The organism is Delftia tsuruhatensis NBRC 16741 (genome assembly GCF_001571325.1).
Classification (GTDB): domain Bacteria; phylum Pseudomonadota; class Gammaproteobacteria; order Burkholderiales; family Burkholderiaceae_C; genus Comamonas; species Comamonas tsuruhatensis.
Genome location: NZ_BCTO01000007.1, coordinates 22092 through 44974, shown reverse-complemented (window position 1 = coordinate 44974; position 22883 = coordinate 22092). Strand labels below are relative to the sequence as shown.

Annotated in this window: 16 protein-coding genes; 10 read left to right on the top strand and 6 right to left on the bottom strand. The window is 69.7% G+C overall.

From position 1 onward, the window contains the following. Window positions 1-17: 17 nt before the first annotated feature. Together DTS01S_RS01505 and purU are read right to left on the bottom strand one after the other, a co-directional pair. The gene (locus DTS01S_RS01505) at window positions 18-941 is read right to left on the bottom strand and encodes a LysR substrate-binding domain-containing protein (RefSeq protein ID WP_017405258.1); all 924 of its coding nucleotides are present in this window, start codon (window positions 939-941) and stop codon (window positions 18-20) included. 19 nt (window positions 942-960) lie between these two features. Further along, a complete protein-coding gene (gene purU / locus DTS01S_RS01500) occupies window positions 961-1809 on the bottom strand; it encodes a formyltetrahydrofolate deformylase (protein WP_013804418.1) in 849 nt (282 codons plus the stop codon). A 73-nt stretch (window positions 1810-1882) separates the two neighbouring features. Between purU and DTS01S_RS01495 the strand changes: the two genes are divergently transcribed. After that, a complete protein-coding gene (locus DTS01S_RS01495; protein WP_016451962.1) occupies window positions 1883-3838 on the top strand; it encodes a putative bifunctional diguanylate cyclase/phosphodiesterase in 1956 nt (651 codons plus the stop codon). Window positions 3839-3841: 3 nt separating this feature from the next. Here the strand turns inward: DTS01S_RS01495 and DTS01S_RS01490 are convergent, their stop codons facing one another. Continuing rightward, complete coding sequence (locus DTS01S_RS01490) at window positions 3842-4726, bottom strand: ChaN family lipoprotein (protein WP_017405256.1); 885 nt, start codon at window positions 4724-4726, stop codon at window positions 3842-3844. Between the two features lie 160 nt (window positions 4727-4886). On the opposite strand from DTS01S_RS01490, the gene DTS01S_RS01485 reads away from it, so the two are divergent. Next, window positions 4887-6785 (top strand): type IV pili methyl-accepting chemotaxis transducer N-terminal domain-containing protein, encoded by a 1899-nt coding sequence (locus tag DTS01S_RS01485; protein WP_026062352.1) that lies wholly within the window; start codon window positions 4887-4889, stop codon window positions 6783-6785. A 28-nt stretch (window positions 6786-6813) separates the two neighbouring features. Then, window positions 6814-7485 carry a response regulator gene (locus tag DTS01S_RS01480; protein ID WP_012203037.1) on the top strand — a complete coding sequence of 224 codons (672 nt, stop codon included), beginning with the start codon at window positions 6814-6816 and terminating at the stop codon, window positions 7483-7485. Window positions 7486-7489: 4 nt separating this feature from the next. Here the strand turns inward: DTS01S_RS01480 and DTS01S_RS01475 are convergent, their stop codons facing one another. Genes DTS01S_RS01475 through DTS01S_RS01465 form a run of 3 tightly spaced genes read right to left on the bottom strand, consistent with a single transcriptional unit; the run spans window position 7490 to window position 11828 of the window. Next, window positions 7490-8731, bottom strand: coding sequence for an MFS transporter (locus DTS01S_RS01475; protein WP_061287214.1), 1242 nt, complete (start codon window positions 8729-8731; stop codon window positions 7490-7492). Continuing rightward, window positions 8728-9807, bottom strand: coding sequence for a class I SAM-dependent methyltransferase (locus DTS01S_RS01470; protein WP_061287212.1), 1080 nt, complete (start codon window positions 9805-9807; stop codon window positions 8728-8730). The genes DTS01S_RS01475 and DTS01S_RS01470 overlap by 4 nt, the downstream gene beginning before the upstream one ends. A 26-nt stretch (window positions 9808-9833) precedes the next feature. Next, entirely contained in the window at window positions 9834-11828 is a 1995-nt protein-coding gene (locus tag DTS01S_RS01465) for a TonB-dependent receptor (RefSeq protein ID WP_061287210.1), read from the bottom strand. Window positions 11829-11958: 130 nt separating this feature from the next. Here DTS01S_RS01465 and DTS01S_RS01460 point away from each other — a divergent pair, with 130 nt between their 5' ends. The 7 genes from DTS01S_RS01460 (at window position 11959) to narI (ending at window position 22827) form a co-directional block, all read left to right on the top strand. Further along, on the top strand, window positions 11959-12921 hold the full coding sequence (locus tag DTS01S_RS01460; protein ID WP_013804390.1) for a helix-turn-helix transcriptional regulator: 963 nt from the start codon (window positions 11959-11961) through the stop codon (window positions 12919-12921). A 156-nt stretch (window positions 12922-13077) separates the two neighbouring features. Further along, window positions 13078-14400 (top strand): MFS transporter, encoded by a 1323-nt coding sequence (locus DTS01S_RS01455; RefSeq protein ID WP_034363526.1) that lies wholly within the window; start codon window positions 13078-13080, stop codon window positions 14398-14400. A gap of 16 nt (window positions 14401-14416) precedes the next feature. Then, window positions 14417-15877, top strand: coding sequence for an MFS transporter (locus DTS01S_RS01450; RefSeq protein WP_016446636.1), 1461 nt, complete (start codon window positions 14417-14419; stop codon window positions 15875-15877). A gap of 67 nt (window positions 15878-15944) precedes the next feature. Then, window positions 15945-19808, top strand: coding sequence for a nitrate reductase subunit alpha (locus DTS01S_RS01445; RefSeq protein WP_017405249.1), 3864 nt, complete (start codon window positions 15945-15947; stop codon window positions 19806-19808). A gap of 18 nt (window positions 19809-19826) precedes the next feature. After that, window positions 19827-21368: a nitrate reductase subunit beta gene (gene narH / locus DTS01S_RS01440; RefSeq protein WP_017405248.1), complete on the top strand. Its 1542-nt coding sequence runs from the start codon at window positions 19827-19829 to the stop codon at window positions 21366-21368. A gap of 11 nt (window positions 21369-21379) precedes the next feature. Further along, window positions 21380-22093, top strand: coding sequence for a nitrate reductase molybdenum cofactor assembly chaperone (gene narJ / locus DTS01S_RS01435; RefSeq protein ID WP_013804386.1), 714 nt, complete (start codon window positions 21380-21382; stop codon window positions 22091-22093). Further along, a complete protein-coding gene (gene narI, locus DTS01S_RS01430; protein ID WP_017405247.1) occupies window positions 22090-22827 on the top strand; it encodes a respiratory nitrate reductase subunit gamma in 738 nt (245 codons plus the stop codon). Before narJ ends, narI begins: the two co-directional genes overlap by 4 nt. The last annotated feature ends 56 nt before the right edge of the window (window positions 22828-22883 follow it).

The window sequence follows — 22883 nt, the reverse complement described above, 5'->3', positions numbered from 1 at the left end:
AATCAGTTATGGGCGCCTCAGCATGCCATCGCCCTCTTCAACCATTCAGCAAAGGCCGCGCATTCCCAGCGGTCCATGGTGCCGGTGCGCCAGCACAGGTAGTGGGCGTGGGGGCTGGCCGTGTCCATGTCGAACAGGCGCACCAGGGTGCCGTTGTCCATCCAGGGTGCGCCCAGCTTGTGGCGCACCAGGGCAATGCCCATGCCGGCCGAGGCCGCGTCGCACATCAGGCCGATGTCGTTGAACTGCGAGCCCTCGTGCGGCTCGGGCCAGTCCAGGCCGGTGGCGCCGAACCAGGTGCGCCAGGGCTCCAGCGGGCTGCGCAGCAGGGGCATGCCTTCCAGGTCCTGGGGCTGCTCGAAGGGGCCGTGCTCGCGGATGAAGGCCGGCGAGGCCAGCGGCGTGACCACGTCGCGCGCCAGCTCGATGTGCTCCACGTCGGCATAGTGGCCGGGGCCGAAGCGCACCATCAGGTCGGCATCCTCGGCCACCACGTCCAGCAGCGGGATGGAGACCTGCAGGGCGATGTCGATCTCGGGATAGGTTTCCGTGAACTGGCGCAGGCGCGGGATCAGGATCACGCGCGCAAAGGTGGGCGTGACCGCAAGCTTGAGCCTGCGGCGGCCCGGCGCCGTCACCTCGCCCGGGAAGCGCTGCAGCGCGCCCAGGCCCTCGCGCACGTGGGACAGGTAGGCGCTGCCTTCGGTGGTGAGCGAAAAGTCCGAGCGGCCGAACAGCCGCGTGCCCAGGATCTGCTCGAGCTGGCGCACGCGGTGGCTGACGGCGCTGGGCGTGACGCACAGCTCCTCGGCCGTCTGCGTCACGCTGCGCAGCCGCGCCAGCGCCTCGAAAGTGAGCAGGCACTGTATGGGCGGGATGCGGCGGGCGCCGCTGCCGGGCGGGGCAAAGCCGCTGCCGGCGGCAAGGGTCACGTTCGCCATGGGCGGCCGGGAGCCGGCTTCAGCGGAAGACCACGGTCTTGTGGCCGTTGAGGATGACGCGGTGCTCGCTGTGCCACTTGACGGCGCGGGCCAGCACCTGGCTCTCGGTGTCGCGGCCGCGGGCCGTGAGGTCCTCCACGGTGTCGGTGTGGTCGGCGCGGGCCACGTCCTGCTCGATGATCGGGCCTTCGTCCAGGTCGGCCGTCACATAGTGGGCCGTGGCGCCGATCAGCTTCACGCCGCGGTCATGGGCCTGGTAGTAGGGCTTGGCGCCCTTGAAGCTGGGCAGGAAGCTGTGGTGGATGTTGATCGCGCGGCCGGCCAGCTTGGTGCACAGGTCGTTGGACAGCACCTGCATGTAGCGCGCCAGCACCACGAGTTCGGCGCCTTCGGCCTCGATGATCTCGAACTGCTTTGCCTCGGCCTGGGCCTTGGTGGCAGCCGTGACGGGGATGTGGTGGAAGGGGATGTTGTAGCTGGCCGCCAGCTGGTAGAACTCGCGGTGGTTGCTGATGATGGCGCGGATGTCCACCGGCAGCAGGCCGCTCTTCCAGCGAAACAGCAGGTCGTTGAGGCAGTGGCCTTCCTTGCTGACCATGAGCACGGTCTTCATGGCTTCGGCCTTGGTGTGCAGGCGCCACTTCATCTGGTACTGGCCGCCCAGGTCGGCCAGGGCCGCCCTCAGAGCCGCGGGATCGCAGCCGTTGCAGGCAAATTGCACGCGCATGAAGAACAGTCCGGTGGCCGGGTCGTTATACTGCGCGGCCTCTTCGATGTTGCCGCCTTGCTCGAGCAGGAAGCCCGAGACGGCATGTACCAGACCGAGCCGGTCGGGGCACGAAAGGGTAAGAATATAGGCTTGGGTCATAGCGGCGCAATTGTCGCAGCATGCACACGACCCTGCGCAAGTCACACGTTCTGGGAACGTTCTGAGGAACCACATGCAAGATCAGGGAGAGCAGCCCCGAATACCGCTCTGGGGCGCATTGACCCTGTATGTGTGCGCAGGTCTGCTGTGGCTCTGGGGCGTGGAATGGCTGCTGGCGCACCTGCAGATACCGCCCGGGCCGGCAGCGCAGCGGCGCATGCTGTCCTCGGTGGCCCTGGTGCTGGTCACGGCCGTGGGCGGCGGCTGGCTGCTGTGGCGCATGCGCCGTGGAGAGCGCACTGCCCATGCCGCGATGGCCGCCGGGCGGGAGGCCGACGAACGCCAGCGCCTGGCCGCCGCCGTGGTGGACAACACCATGGAGGGCGTGGTCGTCACAGATGCGCGCAGCCGCATCCTCTCGGTCAACAGCGCCTTCACGCGGCTGCTGGGCTATACCGAGCAGGAGATGCTGGGCAAGACCCCGCGCATGTTCAAGTCCGGCCGCCACGACAAGGCCTTCTACGAGGCCATGTGGGACAGCATGCAGGCCACGGGCCACTGGCAGGGCGAAATCTGGAACCGCCGCAAGAACGGCGAGGTCTTTCCCGAGCGCATGTCGCTCAGCGCCGTCAAGGACGCACAGGGCAAGGTCACGCACTACGTGTGCATGTTCACCGACATCTCGGCCGAGAAGGCGCGCGAGGCCCAGCTCGAATTCCTGGCCCACCGCGACATGCTCACCGGCCTGCCCAACAGCGTGCGCTTCACAGCGCTGCTGGAAGACGCCGTGGCCGAGGCGGCCGCCGAGCAGGGCACGCTGGCCGTGATGCTGCTGAACATCGATCGCTTCAAGGACGTCAATGACAGCTACGGCCACGCCATCGGCGACCAGGTGCTGCGCCACATCGCCGCCCGTGTGCACGACTCCCTGGGTCCCCAGGACCTCATAGGTCGCATGGCCGGTGACGAACTGGCCGTGCTGTGCAAGGGCATGAGCGAGCGCGGCGACGCCATCGCCCGTGCACGGCAACTGATCGCGGCGGCCGGCCAGCCCTGGAGCTCGCCGGACGGCCTGTCCGTCATGGCCGGCGTCAGCGTGGGCATCTGCATGTACCCCTCCCACGCCGGCAATGCCCAGGACCTGCTGCAGGGCGCGCATGCGGCCGTCTACGGCGCCAAGTCGCGCAGCGGCCGTGCCTGGTGCTTCTTCGAGGAAGACATGACCTCGGCCGCGCGCGAGCGCCTGGCCATGGAGGCACGGCTGCGGCAGGCCATAGACCTGGGCCACCTGCGCCTGTACTTCCAGCCCCAGATCGACCTGGCCACGGGCCGCCTGGTGGGCGCCGAGGCCCTGGTGCGCTGGCTGGACCCGGACGAGGGCCTCATCTCCCCGGCACGCTTCATTCCCGTGGCCGAAAGCTCGGGCGTCATCGGCGCGCTGGGCCTGTGGGTGCTGCGCGAGGCCTGCGCCCAGGGCCAGCGCTGGCGCGATCAGGGCCTGCCCGAGATGACCATCGCGGTCAATGTCTCGCTGCACCAGTTCCTGCTGACCGACATTGCCGGTGCCACCGCCGACGCGCTGGCCGCCACGGGCTTCGCCCCGCACTGCCTGGAGCTGGAGATCACCGAAAGCGCCCTGGCCGAGCGCCCCGAGGAGGCCCTGGCCGTCATGCGCCGCCTGCGCGCCCAGGGACTGCGGCTGGCCATCGACGACTTCGGCACCGGTTATTCCTCGCTGGCCCACCTCAAGCGCTTCCCGCTGGACCTGCTCAAGATCGACCAGGGCTTCATCCGCGACATCCCGCACAGCGCCGACGACATGGCCATCAGCGGGTCGGTGATCGCGCTGGGGCATGCCATGGGGCTGAAGGTGCTGGCCGAGGGCGTGGAGACGGCTGAGCAGCTGGCGTTCCTGCGCGGCAAGGGGTGCGACTTCTTCCAGGGCTATCTGTGCAGCAAGCCCATGCCTGCGCAGGCGTTCGGCGAGTGGGTCTCGGGCAACGAGGGGATGTGGGCCGTGCAGGGGTGAAGCTCAGTCCACCCGACCCGCATCCGCCCGCGGTGCCGGCGGGTTCCTGAACTTCTCGCGCAGCTCTGCGCAGTGATCCTTGGCCGGCAAGGCGTCCGTCTTCTGCAGCCAGTCCACATCGGATTCGTGCGCCACCGATGTCTCGCCTGCCTGCGCCACGGCCACTTTGGCTGCTGCGGACTCCGGCAGCCAGGTCGGGATGCCCACCCCGCGCAGGACATGGCCCCGCCCGGCCACCAGCACCACGGTCTTGCCGGGCCTGATCGCCGCCTTGGCCACCTCGGCCATGCTGGCATCGCGGGCCAGCTGGATGCGGGCCATGGGCGGCAGCTGTGTGTCGGGCAGCAGGCCGCAGTGGCCTTCGCGGATGGCGTCGAGCTGGCGCTGCCAGCCTTCGGGCGGCAGGTGGGTGTCCAGGTTCTGGTTGCGCATGGCCTGCTTCATGTCGGCGCGGGGCAGGTTGCCGCCCAGCACGGGCACGCCTGCGCGCACGGCGGCCATGACCACGCCGCGGTAGCGCGGCCAGGGCCAGGCGGCGTCCTGCCATTGCAGGGCCTGCTGCACAGCGTCCTCGGAGGCATCGCGCGCCAGGCTGGCCGTGGAGCCCGTGCGCGGCGCCATCTCGATCACCAGCGCGGCCAGGCGCTCCTGCGTGGCCAGCTGCTGCACCGTGGCCTGTTGCCAGGCCTGGTGGGCCGCCGCATCGTGCTGCTCGCCCAGCAGCACCAGGGGTGCGTCGGACCAGCGCTGCAGCTGCTGCGTCCAGTCCCGCGCCGGTGTGGAGGAGCTGGCGCAGCCGGCAAGGGCTGCCGCCAGCCATGCGGCCGCAGCCAGGCCGGCAAGGCGCGGGGTGCGGATGAAGGGGCGGGGGATGGAGCGGACTTGCATGGCCCCATGCTAAACACTGGCCTCGCCCGGGGGCCCCATAGGCCCTGTGGGCATTGGGGGCAGTTGAAAGGATCCTAGGAATCGGGGCGGGGCACGGCGCAAACGGGCGGCGCTTGATTCAGGTCAAGACGCGCAAATGTGCCGTGGCTACAGTGCAACCATGCATGGCAAGCCCTCGCTTTCGACCAAGCTGCTGCTCATGGGCGCGGCCTGCCTGCTGGCGGCCGTGGCATCGATCGGCTTCACGCTGTGGGTGGCCTGGCAGCTGGAGGGCGGCGCGGCCGCCGTGAACGAGGCCGGGCGGCTGCGCATGAGCATGGTGCGCATGGCCATGGCGCGCCAGAACGAGGCGCCTGCGCAGTGGCAGGCGCGCGCGCAGCAGTTCGACGCCAGCCTGGACCTGCTGCGCAGCGGCGACATGTCGCGCCCGCTGTTCGTGCCCTGGAGCGACGAGGTCAGGGAGCGCTACGAGCGCATACGCCGCGACTGGAGCGCGCTGCACGCGCGCTGGCAGGCCGAGGACCAGGCCGATGCGCAGGCCATCATGGGCAGCGCCGACGCCTTCGTGCGCGAGGTGGACGGCTTTGTCGAGGCCATCGAGGACCGGCTCTCGCGCTGGACGGCCATCCTGCACCTGTTTCAGATGTGTCTGATGGCGCTGGCCATCATCGCGGCCGTGAGCTTCATGGCCACCAGCTACTGGCTGGTGCTGCATCCCGTGGGCCAGCTGCGCTCGGCGCTGGAGCGCATGCGCCGCGGACACTTGGACACGCGCATGAGCGTGGAGGTGGACGACGAGTTCGGCCAGCTGGCGGCCGGCTTCAACCTCATGGCCCAGTCGCTGCAAAGCTCGCACGCCGAACTGGAGGACAAGGTGCGCGAGAAGACCGCCAGCCTCAACGTGCAGCACCAGCAGCTGCAGGCGCTGTACGCGGTCAGCGTGCAGGCGTCGGAGGCCGCCAGCCTGCAGTCCCTGGCCGAAGGCTTTGTGCGCCAGGTCCGCCTGGCGGCCCAGGCCGATGCGGCCACGGTGCGCTGGTCCGACGAGGCCAACGAGCGCTACGTGCTGCTGGCCGGCGACGGCCTGCCCCAGTCCATGTCGGTGCAGGAGCACTGCCTGCACACGGGCGCCTGCCTGTGCGGCCAGCCGCGCGAGCAGGCGCGGCTGCGCGTGATCCCCATCACGCCGGCCAGCGACCTGCAGCTGCCGCACTGCCGCGAGGCCGGCTTCGAGACCGTGGTCAGCATCCCCGTGCAACTGCAGCAGCGCCTGTTGGGCGAGGTCAACCTGTTCTTTCGCTCCACCGTGGTGCTCACGGACGACATGCGCGACCTGCTGTCCGCCATGGCGCGCCACCTGGCCAGCGCCATGGAAAGCCTGCGCGCCACGGCGCTGGAGCGCGAAGCCGCCGTGGCCGAGGAGCGCGGCCTGATCGCGCGCGAGCTGCATGACTCCATTGCCCAGTCGCTGGCCTTTCTCAAGATACAGACCCAGCTGCTGCGCGACGCCGTGGCCAAGGGCCGCGACGAGGCGCGCGACCGCAGCCTGGGCGAGCTGGAAGTGGGCGTGCGCGAATGCTATGCCGACGTGCGCGAGCTGCTGGTGCATTTCCGCACGCGCACCAGCGCCGAGGACATCGAGGCCGCGCTGCGCGCCACGCTGTCCAAGTTCGAGCACCAGACGGGCATTGCCACCTCGCTGAGCATGACCGGCCAGGGCCTGCCGCTGGCGCCCGATGTGCAGATCCAGGTGCTGCACATGGTGCAGGAGGCGCTGTCCAACGTGCGCAAGCACGCGGGTGCCAGGCATGTGCAGCTGCGCGTGGGGCGCCACCCCTGGCGCTTCGAGGTCAGCGACGACGGCTGCGGCTTCGTCCCCGCCGACGTGGCGCCGGACTCGCTGCATGTGGGCCTGGGCATCATGCGCGAGCGCGCCCTGCTGGCGCAGGCGCTGGTCCATGTCCACTCCCGCCCCGGCGAGGGCACGCGCGTGCTCATCGAGCTGCCGCCGTCGGCCTCGGCCGGGGCGCCGGCGCAGGCCCTCCCCTCGAACGCGTGACACGCTCCCGGAAGAAAAAAGCCGCCCCATGTCCTTCTCCAGCCCCATCTCCGTCTTCGTCATCGACGACCACACGCTGTTCCGCCGCGGCCTGATCGCCCTCATCGCCCAGGACGCAGGCCTGCGCGTGGTCGGCGAGGCCGGCGACGCGGGCGAGGCCCTGCGCCTGGTGCCCGCGCTGGCGCCCCAGGTCATCCTGCTGGACAACCACCTGCCCGGCGTGCTGGGCGTCGATGCCATCGCGGGCCTGCGGGCCGCATCGCCCGGCAGCCGCGTCGTCATGCTCACCGTGAGCGAGGACGGCCAGGACCTGGCGGCCGCGCTGCGCAACGGCGCCCAGGGCTATCTGCTCAAGACCATCGACGGCGACCTGCTGTCCGAGGCCCTGCGCCGCGCCGCGCGCGGCGAGCCCGTGGTCAGCCCCGAGATGATGGGCAAGCTGGTGGCCGCCTTCCAGTCCCAGGGCGCGCCCGAGCCCCAGGCGCCCGAGCCGGACGAGGCCCCGGCCTCGCCGCTGTCCCCGCGCGAGGAAGAGGTGCTGGTCCAGATCGCCCGGGGCGCCAGCAACAAGGAAATCGCCCGCACGCTGGACATTGCCGAGACCACGGTCAAGATCCATGTGCAACACATCCTGCGCAAGCTCGGCCTGAGCTCGCGCGTGCAGGCGGCCGTGTATGCGTCGGAGCGGCAGCGGGATTAGCGGCCTACGCTGTGGCTGAAGCCCAACCATCCCCCGCACACCGCAGCGCCCACACCCAGGCCAGCGCGGCCGCCACGGTCAGGCCGGTGAGCATGGCTGCCGCGCCCACGGCGTCCAGCGCCACGCCGGCGGCCAGCGGCACCAGCATGCGGCTGGCGGCGAACAGGCTGGCCTGCAGGCCGTAGTCGAAGGCCTGCCAGCGCGGGCGGGCGAATTGCATCATCAGTCCGAAGACGCAGGCCGAGGAGGCGCCCATGGCTGCTGCCACGCAGGCCACGGCCGCGACCAGGCCCGGGGCCGGGGCGCCGGCTGCGATGACGGCCGCCAGCAGGGCCAGCGCCGCCACGTTGCAGCCCGCATACAGGGGCAGGGCGCGCCGGGTGCCCAGGCGGCGCGTGAGCAGGGGCGAGGCCGCGCCCGCCAGCGCGGCCACCACGCCGCCGCCCATGCCGGCCAGCAGGGCGGCCTGAGCGGGCGCGAAGCCGTGGTCCAGCATCAGCGGCTTGAGGTAGAACCAGGCCGCGCCGATGAAGGGGAAGAAGCTGACCAGCACCAGGGTCCAGCGCCAGGCGCCGGGCTGGGCGCCATAGCCGCGGACCATGGCGGCCAGTCCAGCTTTGGGCGCAGGCAGCAGCACAGGCGAGGGCGCATCCCCGGGCTCATGGCGCACCACCCAGGCCAGCAGCAGGGCGCCCAGGGCCAGCGTGCCGGCCAGGCAGAGGAAGGGCGCGCGCCAGCCCCATTTCGCCTGCATGAGCAGCATCATCCCGCCGCCCACGATGGCGCCCAGCGACAGCGCCGCTGCGCGCACGCCCCCGGCGCGCATGCGCTCGGACGCGGGCAGCAGGCGGATGGCCAGGGCGCTGACGGGAATGTCGGCCCAGGTGGCAGCCAGCGCGGCCGCGAAGGCCAGGCCGAACAGCCACAGGCGCTCGGCCAGCAACTGCTGCCAGCCCAGGGCCAGCAGCACGGCCGCATAAGCCAGGCACAGGGCCAGCGCCCAGGCGCGGTAGCGCGGCTGGCCGTTCGCGCTGCGCGCTTCCACGGGCGCGGCCAGCGCGAACTTGATCAGCGCGGGCAGGCCCGCCAGCTGGAACAGGCCGATGGCCGTGCCCGACCAGCCATGCTGGCGCATGACCAGGGGCAGGCCCAGCCAGAGGTAGACGCTGGGCGCCGTGAGCGCCAAGTGCAGCCAGCCGAAAAGTGCCTGGAGCAGCCAGACCGGGCGGGGAGCTGCGGCCGTCATGGCGCGGCCTTGCGGGCAATGAGCACGACCAGCGGCGCCATCGGAAACTCGCGCGACTCGATGCGTTCGATGCGCTCGAAGCCCGCCTGCGCCAGCAGCGCCTGCAGCTCGCCGCGCCGGGTCACGCTGCGGCCCAGCAGGCGCATGGGCAAGTAGTAGGGCAGGGTGCGCAGGGCGGCTTCGGGCGTCTCATCCACCTCGGCATGGGCGCAGACGAAGACGCCGCCGGGCGCCAGCGCGTCGAACACCTTGGCGACCACGGCTGCCGCATCGGGCACGAAGTGCAGCACGGACGAGCACCAGACCAGGTCGTAGCCGCTGCCTATGCTGTCCGTGGCCAGGTTGCCGCCCAGGGCGGTGAAGCGGTCGGACAGGCGGGACTGGCGGGCGTTGTCCGCCGCCACGGCCACGGCCTCGGGCCAGTCGAAGACGCTGGCCTGCAGCGCGGGCTGCCGGCGCAGCAGGGCCAGCGCGATCCAGCCGGGGCCGCCGCCCAGGTCCAGCATGCGGCGCGCGGTACCCGCACCGGCAGCGACCTCGGGCACCTGGTCCAGCACCTGCAGCGCGGCAGGCACGCTGACGGCGCGCTGCTCCTGGCCGATCTGGGCGCGTGCGGCGGCGGCCCAGCCTTCGGCATTGCCCGTGGCCAAGGGGGCGCTGCAGGCCGAGCCGTCCCCGGCAGGGCCGTGCTCGACCAGGCCGCGCAGCAGCGTGGCGGAGTGGCGCAGCGAGCGCAGGCGGAACAGCCAGGCCGCGCCGCAGGACTCGGGCGATGCGCTGTGCAGGTAGCGCAGCGCGTCGGTGGCCAACAGGTAGCTCACGGGCGCGTGCTGGCCGCGCCGCAGCAGGCCCATGCTCCACAGCAATTCCAGCCAATGGGAGGTATTGGCCTCGTTCCAGCCCTGGGCCTGGGCCAGCTCGGCCGGCGTCTGTGGCGTGGCCAGCCGGTCCAGTGCCCCCGATTCGAGCGCCAGCACCAGGGCCTCGGCCTGCACCTGGGCGGCGGCCAGGTCCCACAGCGGCTGCAGGGCGTGAGAGGGGGCGTGGGTAGGGAATTCACGGCGGGGTGTATTCATCGTAAGGTCCTTTTCACGAAAGGGAGTCACATGCGCCAGGTCAGCCGCACGCCGAACTCGCGCGGCGGGCTGTAGACCACGACCTGGCCGTTGAGGTAGCCCACGGCGTCGTAGCGGCGGTTGGCGGCATTGCGCAGGTAGGCGGCGATTTCCCAGGACCCCTGGGCATAGCCGGCCGCCAGGTTGAGCAGCCCGTAGCCGGGGCGGCGGTAGGCGTTGGCGGCGTCCAGGTAGACCTTGCCCGTGCCCTGCACGGCGGCCTGCGCCCACCAGCGGCCGGGCGCGTCGTAGCGCAGCGCCACATGGGCCGTCATGTCGGGCGCAAACGGGTTGCGGTGGCCGTCGTAGACGGCGCCGCCGTCGCGGAAGCTTCCGAAGCGCGTGCGGTTCAGGCCCAGGGCGGTCTGCAGCTGCCAGCCGCCGCCGAACACATAGTCCAGCTCGAAGTCCGCACCCGTGGAGCGCGCCCGCGCCGCATTGGTGATGTAGACCACGCCCGGCAGGCCCATCTGCTGCACCTGCATGTCGCGCACCTGCTGGGTGTAGACCGAGGCCGCATAGCGCAGGCGCTGCCCCAGCAGCCGGCCCTTGGTGCCGATCTCCCAGGCGCGCACGGTCTCTGGCTCGTAGGCCGCATAGCCCATGGCCGGAGAGAACACGTTGAAGCCGCCCGCGCGGTAGCCCTCGCTGAGGCTGGTGTAGACCTGGCCCTGGGGCGACCACTGGTATTGCAGCGAGAGCTTGGGGCTCAAGCGCGACCAGTCGTCGCTGCGCGCCGCCGCGCCCACGGGGGCCAGTTCCACGCGGTTGCGCTCCGCGCGCGCGCCGGCCGCCAGCGTCCAGCGCTCGGACAGCGGGACGGTCCAGTGCGTGAACAGCGCCGCCGTGCTGCCCTTGAGTCCGGCCGTGGGCCGCATCAGCGCGGCGGGCAGCTTTTGCTCGTAGCGCAGGTCATGGTCGTCGCGGTCCAGGTACAGGCCGGCCAGCCAGCGCGCGTTCCACAGGCCTGCGGCCTCGCCCTCCAGGCGCAGTTCCTGCGAGGTCGTGGCCAGGCGGTAGTCGCGCCGCACGTGGAGCAGGTCGGCGCTCTGGAAGTCCGTGTCCTGCAGCACGCGGTCGTCGAAGACATTGCGCGCGGTGATGGAGCGCAGCCGCAGGCCCGAGGCAAAGCGGTGCGAGACATCGAGCGACAGCGTCTGCCCGCGCGAGCGGTTCCAGCTGTCCGTGCCCGAGTTCACCGTGGCGCGCGGCGCGGCAATGCTGCCCCATTGCGCGGCGCCGTCGTCCCAGCGCTGCTGGGCGTAGCGCAGCGTGGCCTCGGTCTCGGCCGTGGGCGTCCAGCGCAGGGCCAGGCGGCCGCTGGCGCGCTCGCGGTCGTCCACGCGCGCTCCCGTCGCCTGCTGGCGAATGAATCCGTCCTGCGCGCGCCACTCGCCCGACAGGCCGATGTAGAGCTGGCCCGGCACCAGGGCGCGGCCCAGCTCGAAGCTGCCCGCGCGCTGGCCGTGGTTGCCGGCCTCGGCGCTGATCGATGCATAGGGCGCGTCGCCGGGCTGGCGCGTGACGATGCTGACCACGCCCGCTTCGGCATTGCGGCCGTACAAGGTCGATTGCGGGCCGCGCAGCACCTCCACGCGGTCCACGCCCTGCAGGTTGTGCTCGAAGCCCTGGGCCATCAGCGTGGGCACGCCATCGACCAGCAGCAGCGTGGACGAGGAGAACGACACGAAGTTGGCCGTCAGCCCGCGCATCACGGGCGGCTGCACGCCCGACTGGCCGAAGGCCTGGAACACAAAGCCCGGCACCTGGGCGGACAGCGCGTCCAGCCCGCGCACGCCGGCCGCCTCCAGCGCCGCGCCCTCGAAGACGGAGACGCTGGCGGGCACGGCGTCCAGGCTCTCGGCCTGCTTGTTCACCGTGACCGTGATCTCGGGCAGGGCGGCTTCGGGCGCCTGGCCCTGGGCCGCCACCGTGAAGGGGGCCAGGGCCAGCGCGGCCGGCCAGCGAAGGGGGAATGCCATGGTTTTCTCGTCCTCTCCAAAAGGGAATCTCGTTGGAGACCGATGCTAGGGAAGATGAGAATCGCTATCATTTGAAAACGTATGCGCGCCGGAGCATTTCCTATGCGAAGCGCGCCTCCATTCCTCTCCCATGACCTCCCGCATCCCTTCCTCGCTTGCCTTGCCCCAGCCCTGTGCACCGGGCTGGACGCGGCATGCCCTGCCCGCCGAGCTGGGCGACTGCCATGCGGAGCGCTTCACGCTGGGCGACGGCATCGTGCTGGCGCGCTCGCACTACTGCCCGCTGCGCGACCTGGTGGAGGACAGCGTGCAGGCCGATGCCTCGGACCAGGGCCGCACCCTGGTCATCACGCTGGGGCTGGCGGGCGAATCGGGCTTTGTGGCGCGCACGGGCGCGGCGCTGCGCTTCGGCGCAGGGCAGACCACGCTGGCAGCCTTTCGCGGCAGCCAGGGCGAGCGCCGCTATGCGGCAGGCCAGACCGTGCGCCAGCTGCGCCTGCTGCTGTCGGGCGCGGCGCTGGACCGCTATCTGGGGCCTGAACTCTCGCAGCGCCTGACCCAGGTGGACGGCGCGGCCGGCGTGCGGCCCTTGGACCACCGTGCCAGCCTGCCGGCCAGCCTGGCGCTGGCGCGGCGCCTGGCCCAGCCGCCCGGGCACCAGCCCACCGATGCGCTGGACCGCCACATCGCCATGCTGAGCCTGGCCGCGCTGGAGCTGCGCCACCTGGCACCTGCGCCGCAGCCGGCCAAGGCGGCACCGCGCTGGTCGGCCGACGAACTGGCCCGGCTGGAGCAGGCGCGCGAACTGCTGTCCACCCAGATGGACCGCGCGCTGACCCTGGCCTACCTGAGCGCCGCCGTGGGCCTGGGCGAGCACCGGCTCAAGCAGGGCTTTCGCGCCGTCTTCGGCACCACGCCCCAGGCCCTGCTGCTGGAGCTGCGCATGCGCCGCGCCTGGGCGCTGCTGGAGACCGGCTGCCAGGTCGCCCAGGCCGGCTGGCAGGTGGGCTATGCCCATCCGTCGAACTTCAGTGCCGCGTTCACGCGGTTCTACGGGCGCAGCCCGAAATCGGTCTTCGGCCGCCGCTCCTGATCTGCGTCAAGCCTTTTTGTCCCCGATAGTTCTTTGGAACTAGGCCCGCCTGCGCGCTCCTAGTTCTTCCGCCTTGTCCGAGCGTACGGCTGGCGGATGTGCGGCGCGGCCCTCGCGCGGGACCATGCAAGCCATAGCCCCCACGAGGAAAACAAAATGGCAAACACAGCGCCCACCGCACAGGGCGACCCCCGAAAGAGCACCAGCACAGGCACACGCCACGACCGCCAGGCCTGGTCGGTCCTGGCCGTCAGCACCCTGGCCTTCACGGTCTGCTTCATGGTCTGGATGATGTTCGGCATCATCGGCATCCCCATCAAGAAGATGCTGGATCTGAACGCCACGCAGTTCGGCCTGCTCACGGCCATGCCCGTGCTCACGGGCTCGCTGGTGCGCGTGCCGCTGGGCATCTGGACCGACCGCTTCGGCGGGCGCATCGTGATGGCGGTGCTGATGGCCGTCACCGTGCCCGCGATCTGGGTGATGGGCTATGCCACCGAGTACTGGCACTTCCTGACCATCGGCCTGTTCGTGGGCCTGGCGGGCGGCTCGTTCTCGGTGGGCACGCCCTATGTGGCGCGCTGGTTTCCCAAGGAGCGTCAGGGCATGGCCATGGGCATCTATGGCGCGGGCAACTCGGGCGCGGCGGTCAACAAGTTCGTGGCGCCGGTGATCCTGGTGGCCTTCGGCTGGGCCGCCGTGCCGCATGCCTATGCGGCCATCATGCTGGGCGCGCTGGTGCTGTTCTGGCTGTTCAGCCACAGCGACCCGGCCCACCTGGTGCCCAGCAATGTGCGCTTCAGCGACCAGCTGAAGGCGCTCAAGGACCCGCGCGTGCTCAAGTACTGCCAGTACTACAGCATCGTCTTCGGCGGCTATGTGGCGCTGAGCCTGTGGATGGTGCAGTACTACGTGGGCGAGTACGGCCTGGACATCCGCGTGGCGGCCCTGCTGGCGGCCTGCTTTTCGCTGCCGGGCGGCGTGCTGCGCGCCATCGGCGGCTGGCTGTCGGACAAGTACGGCGCACACAGCGTGACCTGGTGGGTGCTGTGGGTGTGCTGGATCTGCCTGTTCCTGCTGTCCTATCCGCAGACGGATTTCACGGTACTCACCACCGAGGGCAGCACCCGCTTTCACCTGGGCCTGAACGTCTATGCCTTCACCGCGCTGATGTTCGTGCTGGGCATTGCCATGGCCTTCGGCAAGGCCAGCGTCTTCAAGTACATCAGCGACGACTACCCCGGAAACATCGGCGCCATCAGCGGCATCGTGGGCCTGGCCGGCGGCCTGGGCGGCTTCATCCTGCCCATCCTGTTCGGCGTGCTGCTGGACTGGACGGGCATCCGCTCCAGCGCCTTCATGCTGCTGTACGGCGTGGTCTGGGTGTCGCTGATCTGGATGTATTTCACCGAGGTGCGCCGCACCGACGTGCTCAACAGCCACGGCGGCCACAGCGATGTGCAGCCGGCCGCGCGCTGAACCGCAGGAGTTGCACATGCATGCGAACACCAAGACCGCCGCAAAGGCATCCGCGCGCAGCCGCCCCGGCAGCGTGCTGACCCTCTGGCGCCCCGAGGACAGGCAGTTCTGGGAGCGCGAGGGCGAGGCCATCGCCAGGATCAACCTCTGGATCTCGGTGCCCGCCCTGTTCCTGGCCTTTGCCATCTGGCAGGTCTGGAGCGTGGTGGCCGTGAACCTGCCCGCGCTGGGCTTCACCTACTCCACCAACCAGCTGTTCTGGCTGGCGGCGGCGCCCGCGCTGTCGGGCGCCACGCTGCGCATCTTCTATTCCTTCATGGTGCCGCTGATGGGCGGGCGCCGCTGGACGGCGCTGTCCACGGCCTCGCTGCTGATCCCGGCCATCGGCATAGGCTACGCCGTGCAGGACGCCAGCACCGGCTATCCGACCATGCTGATCCTGGCCCTGCTGTGCGGCCTGGGCGGGGGCAACTTCAGCTCCAGCATGGCCAACATCAGCTTCTTCTTTCCCAAGGAGCGCAAGGGCTCGGCCCTGGGCGTGAACGCGGGCCTGGGCAACCTGGGCGTGTCGGTGGTGCAGTTCCTGAGCCCGCTGGTGATCACGGCCGGCATCTTCGGCGTCTTCGGCGGCGATGCGCAGACCATCACCAAGGCCGGCGAGACCACCCGGGTGTGGGCGCAGAACGCGGCCTTCATCTGGGTGCCGTGGATCGCCATCGCCTCGCTGGCCGCCTGGTTCGGCATGAACGACATCGCCGACGCCAAGGCCAGCTTCGCGGCCCAGGCCGCCATCTTCCGGCGCAAGCACAACTGGGTGATGTGCCTGCTGTACCTGGGCACCTTCGGCTCGTTCATCGGCTTTGCCGCCGGCTTTCCGCTGCTGATCAAGAGCCAGTTCCCGGCGGTCAATCCGCTGGCCTATGCCTGGCTGGGCCCGCTGCTGGGCGCGCTGTCGCGGCCCTTTGGCGGCTGGCTGGCCGACAAGGCGGGCGGCGCGCGCGTGACGTTTTGGAACTTCCTCGTCATGGCCGTGGCCGTGGTGGGCGTGCTGTATTTCCTGCCCAAGGGCAGCGGCGGCTACGCGCTGGGCTTGGGCCCTGCCGAGGGCAGCTTCATGGGCTTCTTCCTGATGTTCCTGGTGCTGTTCCTGACCACGGGCATCGGCAACGGATCGACCTTCAGCATGATCCCGGCGATTTTCCTGGCCCTCAAGCAGCGCGAGCTCGGCGCCCATCCCAGCGAGGAAGCCCAGGCCCATGCCCTCAAGGAGGGCAATACCGAAGGCGCGGCCGCCCTGGGCTTTGCGGGCGCGCTGGGAGCTTACGGCGGCTTCTTCATCCCCAAGAGCTACGGCAGCTCCATCGCCGCCACGGGCGGGCCCGAGCTGGCGCTGTGGGTGTTTGCCGCCTTCTATGTGCTGTGCGTGGGCGTGACCTGGTGGTACTACGCGCGCAGGAACGCCGAGATGCCCTGCTGAGCCCCGGGCCGCAGGCACTACTGCACCGAACAGCAACGCACCGCAACGAACAACAAGGAGTCCCGCGATGAGCCATTTTCTGGACAAGCTTTCCTACTTCTCCCTGCCCCGGCAGGAATTCTCCAACGGTCATGGCCAGGTGACGGGCGAGGACCGCACCTGGGAAGACGCCTACCGCGACCGCTGGGCGCATGACAAGGTGGTGCGCTCCACGCACGGCGTGAACTGCACGGGCTCGTGCTCGTGGAAGATCTATGTCAAGGGCGGCATCGTGACCTGGGAGACCCAGCAGACCGACTACCCGCGCACGCGCGCCGACCTGCCCAACCACGAGCCGCGCGGCTGCGCGCGCGGCGCCAGCTACAGCTGGTACCTGTACAGCGCCAACCGCGTCAAATACCCCATGGTGCGCGGCCGGCTGCTCAAGCACTGGCGCGCTGCCCTGGCCGTGGCCAGGAGCCCGGTCGATGCCTGGGCCGCCATCGTCGAGAACGCGGATGCGCGCAGCGAGTGGCAAAAGCAGCGCGGCCTGGGCGGCTTCGTGCGCAGCAGCTGGGACGAGGTCAACCGCATGATCGCGGCGGCCAACGTCTACACCATCAAGAAGCACGGGCCGGACCGCATCATCGGCTTCTCGCCGATTCCGGCCATGTCCATGATCTCGTATGCCGCAGGCAGCCGCTACCTGAGCCTGATCGGCGGCGTGTGCATGAGCTTCTACGACTGGTACTGCGACCTGCCGCCGGCCAGCCCCCAGACATGGGGCGAGCAGACCGACGTGCCAGAGAGCGCCGACTGGTACAACTCCAACTTCATCATCGCCTGGGGCTCCAACGTGCCCCAGACGCGCACCCCCGACGCCCACTTCTTCACCGAGGTCCGCTACAAGGGCGCCAAGGTCGTGGCCGTCACGCCCGACTACTCCGAGGTCGCCAAGCTGGCCGACCTGTGGATGCACCCCAAGCAGGGCACGGACGCGGCCGTGGCCATGGCCATGGGCCACGTCATCCTCAAGGAGTTCTACTTCGGCGAGCGCGGCCGCCCGGCCTATTTCGAGGACTATGCGCGCCGCTACACCGACCTGCCGCTGCTGATCCGCCTCAAGCGCCAGCAACTGCCCGACGGCCGCACGGCCCTGGTGCCCGAGCGCTATGTGCGCGCCAGCGACTTCGACGGCCACCTGGGCCAGGACAGCAACCCCGAATGGAAGACCGTGGCGTACGGCGAGGACGGCGGCGTGGCCCTGCCCAACGGCTCCATCGGCTTTCGCTGGGGCGAGGCCGGCCGCGCCGACGAGGGCCTGTGGAACCTCGAATCCAAGGAGGCGCGCACGGGCAACGACGTGCAGCTCAAGCTCTCGGTGCTGGACGGCCAGGGCGTGGACAGTGAAGTGGCCGACGTGGCCTTCCCCTACTTCGGCGGCCTGCAGTCGCCGGGCTTCGACGCCAACGAGCAGGGCACGGATGTGCTGCTGCGCCGCGTGCCCGTCTCGCGCATGGTGCTGGACGGCGAGGAGGCCATCGTGGCCACCGTGTTCGACCTGCTGGCGGGCAACTACGGCATCCACCGTGGCCTGGAGGGTGAGGCCACCGAGGGCGCTGATGGCGGCTATGACGCCGATGCGCCCTACACCCCGGCCTGGCAGGAAAAGATCACCGGCGTGCCGCGTGACCAGGTGATCGCCATTGCGCGCCAGTTCGCCGACAACGCCGAGAAGACGCGCGGCAAGTCCATGGTCATCATCGGCGCGGCCATGAACCACTGGTACCACTGCGACATGAACTACCGCGGCATCATCAACATGCTGATGCTGTGCGGCTGCATAGGCCAGAGCGGCGGCGGCTGGGCGCACTACGTGGGCCAGGAAAAGCTGCGCCCGCAGACCGGCTGGACCGCGCTGGCCTTTGCGCTGGACTGGCTGCGCCCGCCGCGCCAGATGAACTCCACCAGCTTCTTCTACGCCCACACCGACCAGTGGCGCTATGAGAAGCTGGGCGTGGAAGAGGTGCTGTCCCCGCTGGCCGACCGCAGCCAGTACGGCGGCGCCATGATCGACTACAACGTGCGCGCCGAGCGCATGGGCTGGCTGCCCAGCGCACCGCAGCTGCAGGCCAACCCGCTGCAGCTGGTGCGCGACGCCCAGGCCCAGGGCCTGGACGTGAAGGACCACGTGGTGCAGTCCCTGCAGGACGGCTCGCTGTCCATGAGCTGCGAGGACCCCGACCACCCGGCCAACTGGCCGCGCAACATGTTCGTGTGGCGCTCCAACATCCTGGGCAGCTCGGGCAAGGGCCATGAGTACTTCCTCAAGCACCTGCTGGGCACCACGCACGGCGTGCAAGGAAAAGACCTTGGAGAACAAGACCCCCCCGATGCGCTGCGCGCCTCCCCCCAGGGGGCGGCCGGCTTGGGGCGGCCCGGCGCCGGCCATTCGGCCAAGCCGCAGGAAGTGCGCTGGCACGACAAGGCGCCCGAAGGCAAGCTGGACCTGCTGGTCACGCTGGACTTCCGCATGAGCACCACCTGCCTGTACTCGGACATCGTCCTGCCCACGGCCACCTGGTATGAGAAGAACGACCTCAACACCAGCGACATGCACCCCTTCATCCACCCGCTGTCGGCGGCCGTGGACCCGGCCTGGCAGGCCAGGAGCGACTGGGAGATCTACAAGGGCTTCGCCAAGTCCTTCAGCGAGGTCTGCGTGGGCCACCTGGGCGTGGAAAAGGACGTGGTGCTCACGCCGCTGATGCACGACACCCCCGCCGAGCTGGCCCAGCCCGATGGCGTGCGCGACTGGAAGAAGGGCGAGTGCGCCCTGATCCCCGGCAAGACCGCGCCGCAGATTGCCGTGGTCGAGCGCGACTATCCCAACCTCTACAAGCGCTTCACGGCCCTGGGCCCGCTGATGGACAGGCTGGGCAACGGCGGCAAGGGCATCGGCTGGAACACCGAGACCGAGGTGGAGCAGCTGGGCGAGCTCAACGGCCTGGTGCGCGAGGAAGGCGTGAGCCAGGGCCGCCCGCGCATCGTCACCGACATCGACGCCACCGAGGTGGTGATGATGCTGGCGCCCGAGACCAACGGCCACGTGGCCGTCAAGGCCTGGGAGGCGCTGTCGAAGCAGACGGGGCGCGAGCACGCCCACCTGGCCCTGCACCGCGAGGACGAGAAGATCCGCTTTCGCGACATCCAGGCCCAGCCGCGCAAGATCATCAGCTCGCCCACCTGGTCGGGCCTGGAAAGCGAGAAGGTCAGCTACAACGCCTGCTATACCAACGTGCATGAGCTGATCCCATGGCGCACCCTCACCGGCCGCCAGCAGTTCTACCAGGACCATCCATGGATGCGCGACTTCGGCGAAGGCTTCGTCAGCTACCGCCCGCCCGTGCACATGAAGGCGCTGCAGGAAGTGCAGGGCCAAAAGCCCAACGGCCACCCCGAGATCGCGCTGAACTTCATCACGCCGCACCAGAAGTGGGGCATCCACTCCACCTATGGCGACAACCTGATGATGCTCACGCTGGCGCGCGGCGGCCCCATCGTCTGGCTCAGCGAGGACGACGCCAAGAGCGCCGGCATCGCCGACAACGACTGGGTGGAGCTGTACAACGCCAACGGCGCCATCGCGGCGCGGGCCGTGGTCAGCCAGCGCGTCAAGCCGGGCATGGTGATGATGTACCACGCGCAGGAGAAGACCATCAACACGCCGGGCTCGGAGATCACCGGCACGCGCGGCGGCATCCACAACTCGGTCACGCGCATCGTGCTCAAGCCCACCCACATGATCGGCGGCTACGCGCAGTACAGCTACGGCTTCAACTACTACGGAACCATCGGCACCAACCGCGACGAGTTCGTCCTGGTGCGCAAGATGCGCCGCATAGATTGGCTCGACGACGAAGCCGAGGCCGGCGCAGCCGCCCATGCCTGAACAACAAGGAGAAACACGATGAAAATCCGCGCACAGATCGGCATGGTGCTGAACCTGGACAAGTGCATCGGCTGCCACACCTGCTCCGTCACCTGCAAGAACGTCTGGACCAGCCGCCCCGGCGTCGAATACGCCTGGTTCAACAACGTCGAGACCAAGCCCGGCATCGGCTACCCGCGCGAGTGGGAAAACCAGGCCAAGTGGAACGGCGGCTGGATGCGCCGCACGGACGGCTCCATCGCGCCCCGCCAGGGCGGCAAGTGGAGCCTGTTGATGCGCATCTTCGCCAACCCCAACCTGCCCCAGATCGACGACTACTACGAACCCTTCACCTACGACTACGAGCACCTGCAGTCGGCCAGGGAAAGCAAGGCCGCGCCCACGGCGCGCGCGCGCAGCCTGATCTCGGGCCAGCGCATGGAGAAGATCGAATGGGGTCCGAACTGGGAGGAGATCCTGGGCGGCGAATTCAGCAAGCGCAGCCATGACGTGAACTTCGAGCAGATCCAGAAGGACATCTACGGCCAGTTCGAGAACACCTTCATGATGTACCTGCCGCGCCTGTGCGAGCACTGCCTGAACCCGGCCTGCGTGGCGTCCTGCCCCTCGGGCTCGATCTACAAGCGCGAGGAGGACGGCATCGTCCTCATCGACCAGGACAAGTGCCGCGGCTGGCGCATGTGCGTCTCGGGCTGCCCCTACAAGAAGATCTACTACAACTGGCAAAGCGGCAAGGCCGAAAAATGCATCTTCTGCTACCCGCGCATCGAGGCCGGCCAGCCCACCGTCTGCTCCGAAACCTGCGTGGGCCGCATCCGCTACCTGGGCGTGCTGCTGTACGACGCCGACCGCATCGAGGAGGCGGCCAGCGTGGAGCGCGACCGCGACCTCTACCAGGCGCAGCTGGACATCTTCCTGGACCCCAATGACCCCGAGGTCATCCGCCAGGCCCGCATCGACGGCATCCCCGACGCCTGGATCGAGGCCGCGCAGTCCAGCCCCGTCTACAAGATGGCCGTGGACTGGAAGGTGGCCCTGCCGCTGCACCCCGAGTACCGCACCCTGCCCATGGTCTGGTATGTGCCGCCGCTGTCGCCCATCACCTCGGCGGCGAACGCCGGGCATCTCGACAGTGTCGGCCGCAGCCCCATCAATGGCGACCTGCCCGATGTCTCGCAGCTGCGCATCCCCGTGCAGTACCTGGCCAACCTGCTCACCGCCGGCGACACCACGCCCGTGGTGCGCGCGCTCGAGCGCATGCTGGCCATGCGCGCGTACCAGCGCAGCAAGCACGTGGACCAGGAACAGAACCTGGCCGTGCTCCAGTACGCGGGACTGACGGTGGACGAGGTCGAGGACATGTACCAGACCATGGCGATCGCCAACTACGAGGACCGCTTCGTCATCCCCTCGGCCCACCGCGAATACGCCGAAAGCGCGTTCGATTTGCGCGGCGGCTGCGGCTTCTCGTTCGGCAACGGCTGCTCCGAAGGCAGCACCGACGCCAGCCTGTTCGGCGGCAAGAAGCCGCGCACCATCCCCATCCGCGCGCAAATGTGAGGACTGCCGCCATGTTCAATCACAACACCTCCACCCCCGTGCGCCTGACGCTGCGCGCGCTGGCCTGCCTCATCGGCTACCCCGGCGCCGAGCTGCGCGCCCTGCTGCCGGGCCTGATCGACGCCCTGCGCCTGGAGCAATCCGTGGCGCCCGCGCGGCTGCGCGAGTTGCAGCAGCTGGCCGAGCAGCTGCAGGCCATGGACCCCTTCGAGGCCGAGGCCCGCTACGTGGACACCTTCGACCGGGGCCACCAGACCTCGCTGCACCTGTTCGAGCATGTGCACGGCGACTCGGCCGACCGGGGCCCGGCGCTGATCGACCTGCAGCAGACCTACGAGCGCGCGGGCCTGGCCTTCGAGGCCGACGAACTGCCCGACCACCTGGCCGTGGTGCTGGAGTTCGCCTCCACCCAGCCGCCGGCCATCGCCCGTGAATTCCTGGGCGAGATGGCCCACATCCTCAACGCCCTGTTCACGGCGCTGGCGCGGCGCGACAGCCCCTATGCCAGCGTGATCGCGGCCGTGCTGGAGATCACCGGCCACCGGGCCGAGCGCGTGGAAATCCGCCCCGAGCCCGCCATGGACGAGGCCTGGGCCGAACCCGCCGCCTTCGACGGCTGCAGCAGCCAGGGCCAATCGCGCCCCGGCGCCGAGCAGCCCGTGCATTTCGTGCGCCGCACGGCGGCGCCCCAAGCCCAAGGACCCCGCCAAAGGAGCCTGACATGACCCCCTCCTGGATAGACCACCTGCTCTTCGGCCTCTACCCCTACATCTGCCTGGCCGTGTTCTTCATCGGCAGCTGGCTGCGCTTCGACCGCGACCAGTACACCTGGAAGAGCGATTCATCGCAGCTGCTGCGCAGCGGCAGCCTGCGCTGGGGCAGCAACCTGTTCCACATCGGCGTGCTGTTCCTGTTCTTCGGCCACACCGTGGGCATGCTCACGCCGCACTTCGTCTACGAGCCCTTCATGGCCGCAGGCGCCAAGCAGCTGCTGGCCATGGTCAGCGGCGGCATCGCGGGCACGCTGGGCTTCATCGGCCTCACCATCTTGCTGCACCGCCGGCTGTCGGACGTGCGCATCCGCGCCCACTCCAGGTTCAGCGACATCGCCATCCTCTGGCTGCTGTGGCTGCAGCTGCTGCTGGGCCTGGCCACCATTCCGCTGTCGGCAAGGCACATGGACGGCTCCATGATGATGGCCCTGGCCGAATGGGCGCAGCGCATCGTCACCTTCCGTGGCGGCGCGGCCGAACTGCTGGCCGAGGCCGGCTGGGTGTTCAAGGCCCACATGTTCCTGGGCATGAGCATCTTCCTGGTCTTCCCCTTCACGCGCCTGGTCCACGTCTGGAGCGGCTTCGGCACCCTGGTCTACCTGCTGCGCCCCTACCAGCTGGTGCGCTCGCGCCGCCTGGGCCTGCCCGCATCGTCGGCACGCCGTGACGCCAAGCCCGGCCATTGAGGAGATCGACATGGAACATGGATGCAACGGATCGGGCGGCGGCCACTGCGGCTGCG

What these genes read in the sequence shown, in the direction of transcription:
- DTS01S_RS01495 (WP_016451962.1), top strand. Translation starts at nt 1,883, where the DNA reads ATGCAAGATCAGGGAGAGCAGCCCCGAATACCGCTCTGGGGCGCATTG.
- DTS01S_RS01465 (WP_061287210.1), bottom strand. Translation starts at nt 11,828, where the DNA reads ATGGCATTCCCCCTTCGCTGGCCGGCCGCGCTGGCCCTGGCCCCCTTC.
- DTS01S_RS01505 (WP_017405258.1), bottom strand. Translation starts at nt 941, where the DNA reads ATGGCGAACGTGACCCTTGCCGCCGGCAGCGGCTTTGCCCCGCCCGGC.
- DTS01S_RS01470 (WP_061287212.1), bottom strand. Translation starts at nt 9,807, where the DNA reads ATGAATACACCCCGCCGTGAATTCCCTACCCACGCCCCCTCTCACGCC.
- narJ (WP_013804386.1), top strand. Translation starts at nt 21,380, where the DNA reads ATGTTCAATCACAACACCTCCACCCCCGTGCGCCTGACGCTGCGCGCG.
- DTS01S_RS01455 (WP_034363526.1), top strand. Translation starts at nt 13,078, where the DNA reads ATGGCAAACACAGCGCCCACCGCACAGGGCGACCCCCGAAAGAGCACC.
- purU (WP_013804418.1), bottom strand. Translation starts at nt 1,809, where the DNA reads ATGACCCAAGCCTATATTCTTACCCTTTCGTGCCCCGACCGGCTCGGT.
- DTS01S_RS01445 (WP_017405249.1), top strand. Translation starts at nt 15,945, where the DNA reads ATGAGCCATTTTCTGGACAAGCTTTCCTACTTCTCCCTGCCCCGGCAG.
- DTS01S_RS01485 (WP_026062352.1), top strand. Translation starts at nt 4,887, where the DNA reads ATGCATGGCAAGCCCTCGCTTTCGACCAAGCTGCTGCTCATGGGCGCG.
- DTS01S_RS01450 (WP_016446636.1), top strand. Translation starts at nt 14,417, where the DNA reads ATGCATGCGAACACCAAGACCGCCGCAAAGGCATCCGCGCGCAGCCGC.
- DTS01S_RS01460 (WP_013804390.1), top strand. Translation starts at nt 11,959, where the DNA reads ATGACCTCCCGCATCCCTTCCTCGCTTGCCTTGCCCCAGCCCTGTGCA.
- DTS01S_RS01490 (WP_017405256.1), bottom strand. Translation starts at nt 4,726, where the DNA reads ATGCAAGTCCGCTCCATCCCCCGCCCCTTCATCCGCACCCCGCGCCTT.
- narI (WP_017405247.1), top strand. Translation starts at nt 22,090, where the DNA reads ATGACCCCCTCCTGGATAGACCACCTGCTCTTCGGCCTCTACCCCTAC.
- DTS01S_RS01480 (WP_012203037.1), top strand. Translation starts at nt 6,814, where the DNA reads ATGTCCTTCTCCAGCCCCATCTCCGTCTTCGTCATCGACGACCACACG.
- DTS01S_RS01475 (WP_061287214.1), bottom strand. Translation starts at nt 8,731, where the DNA reads ATGACGGCCGCAGCTCCCCGCCCGGTCTGGCTGCTCCAGGCACTTTTC.
- narH (WP_017405248.1), top strand. Translation starts at nt 19,827, where the DNA reads ATGAAAATCCGCGCACAGATCGGCATGGTGCTGAACCTGGACAAGTGC.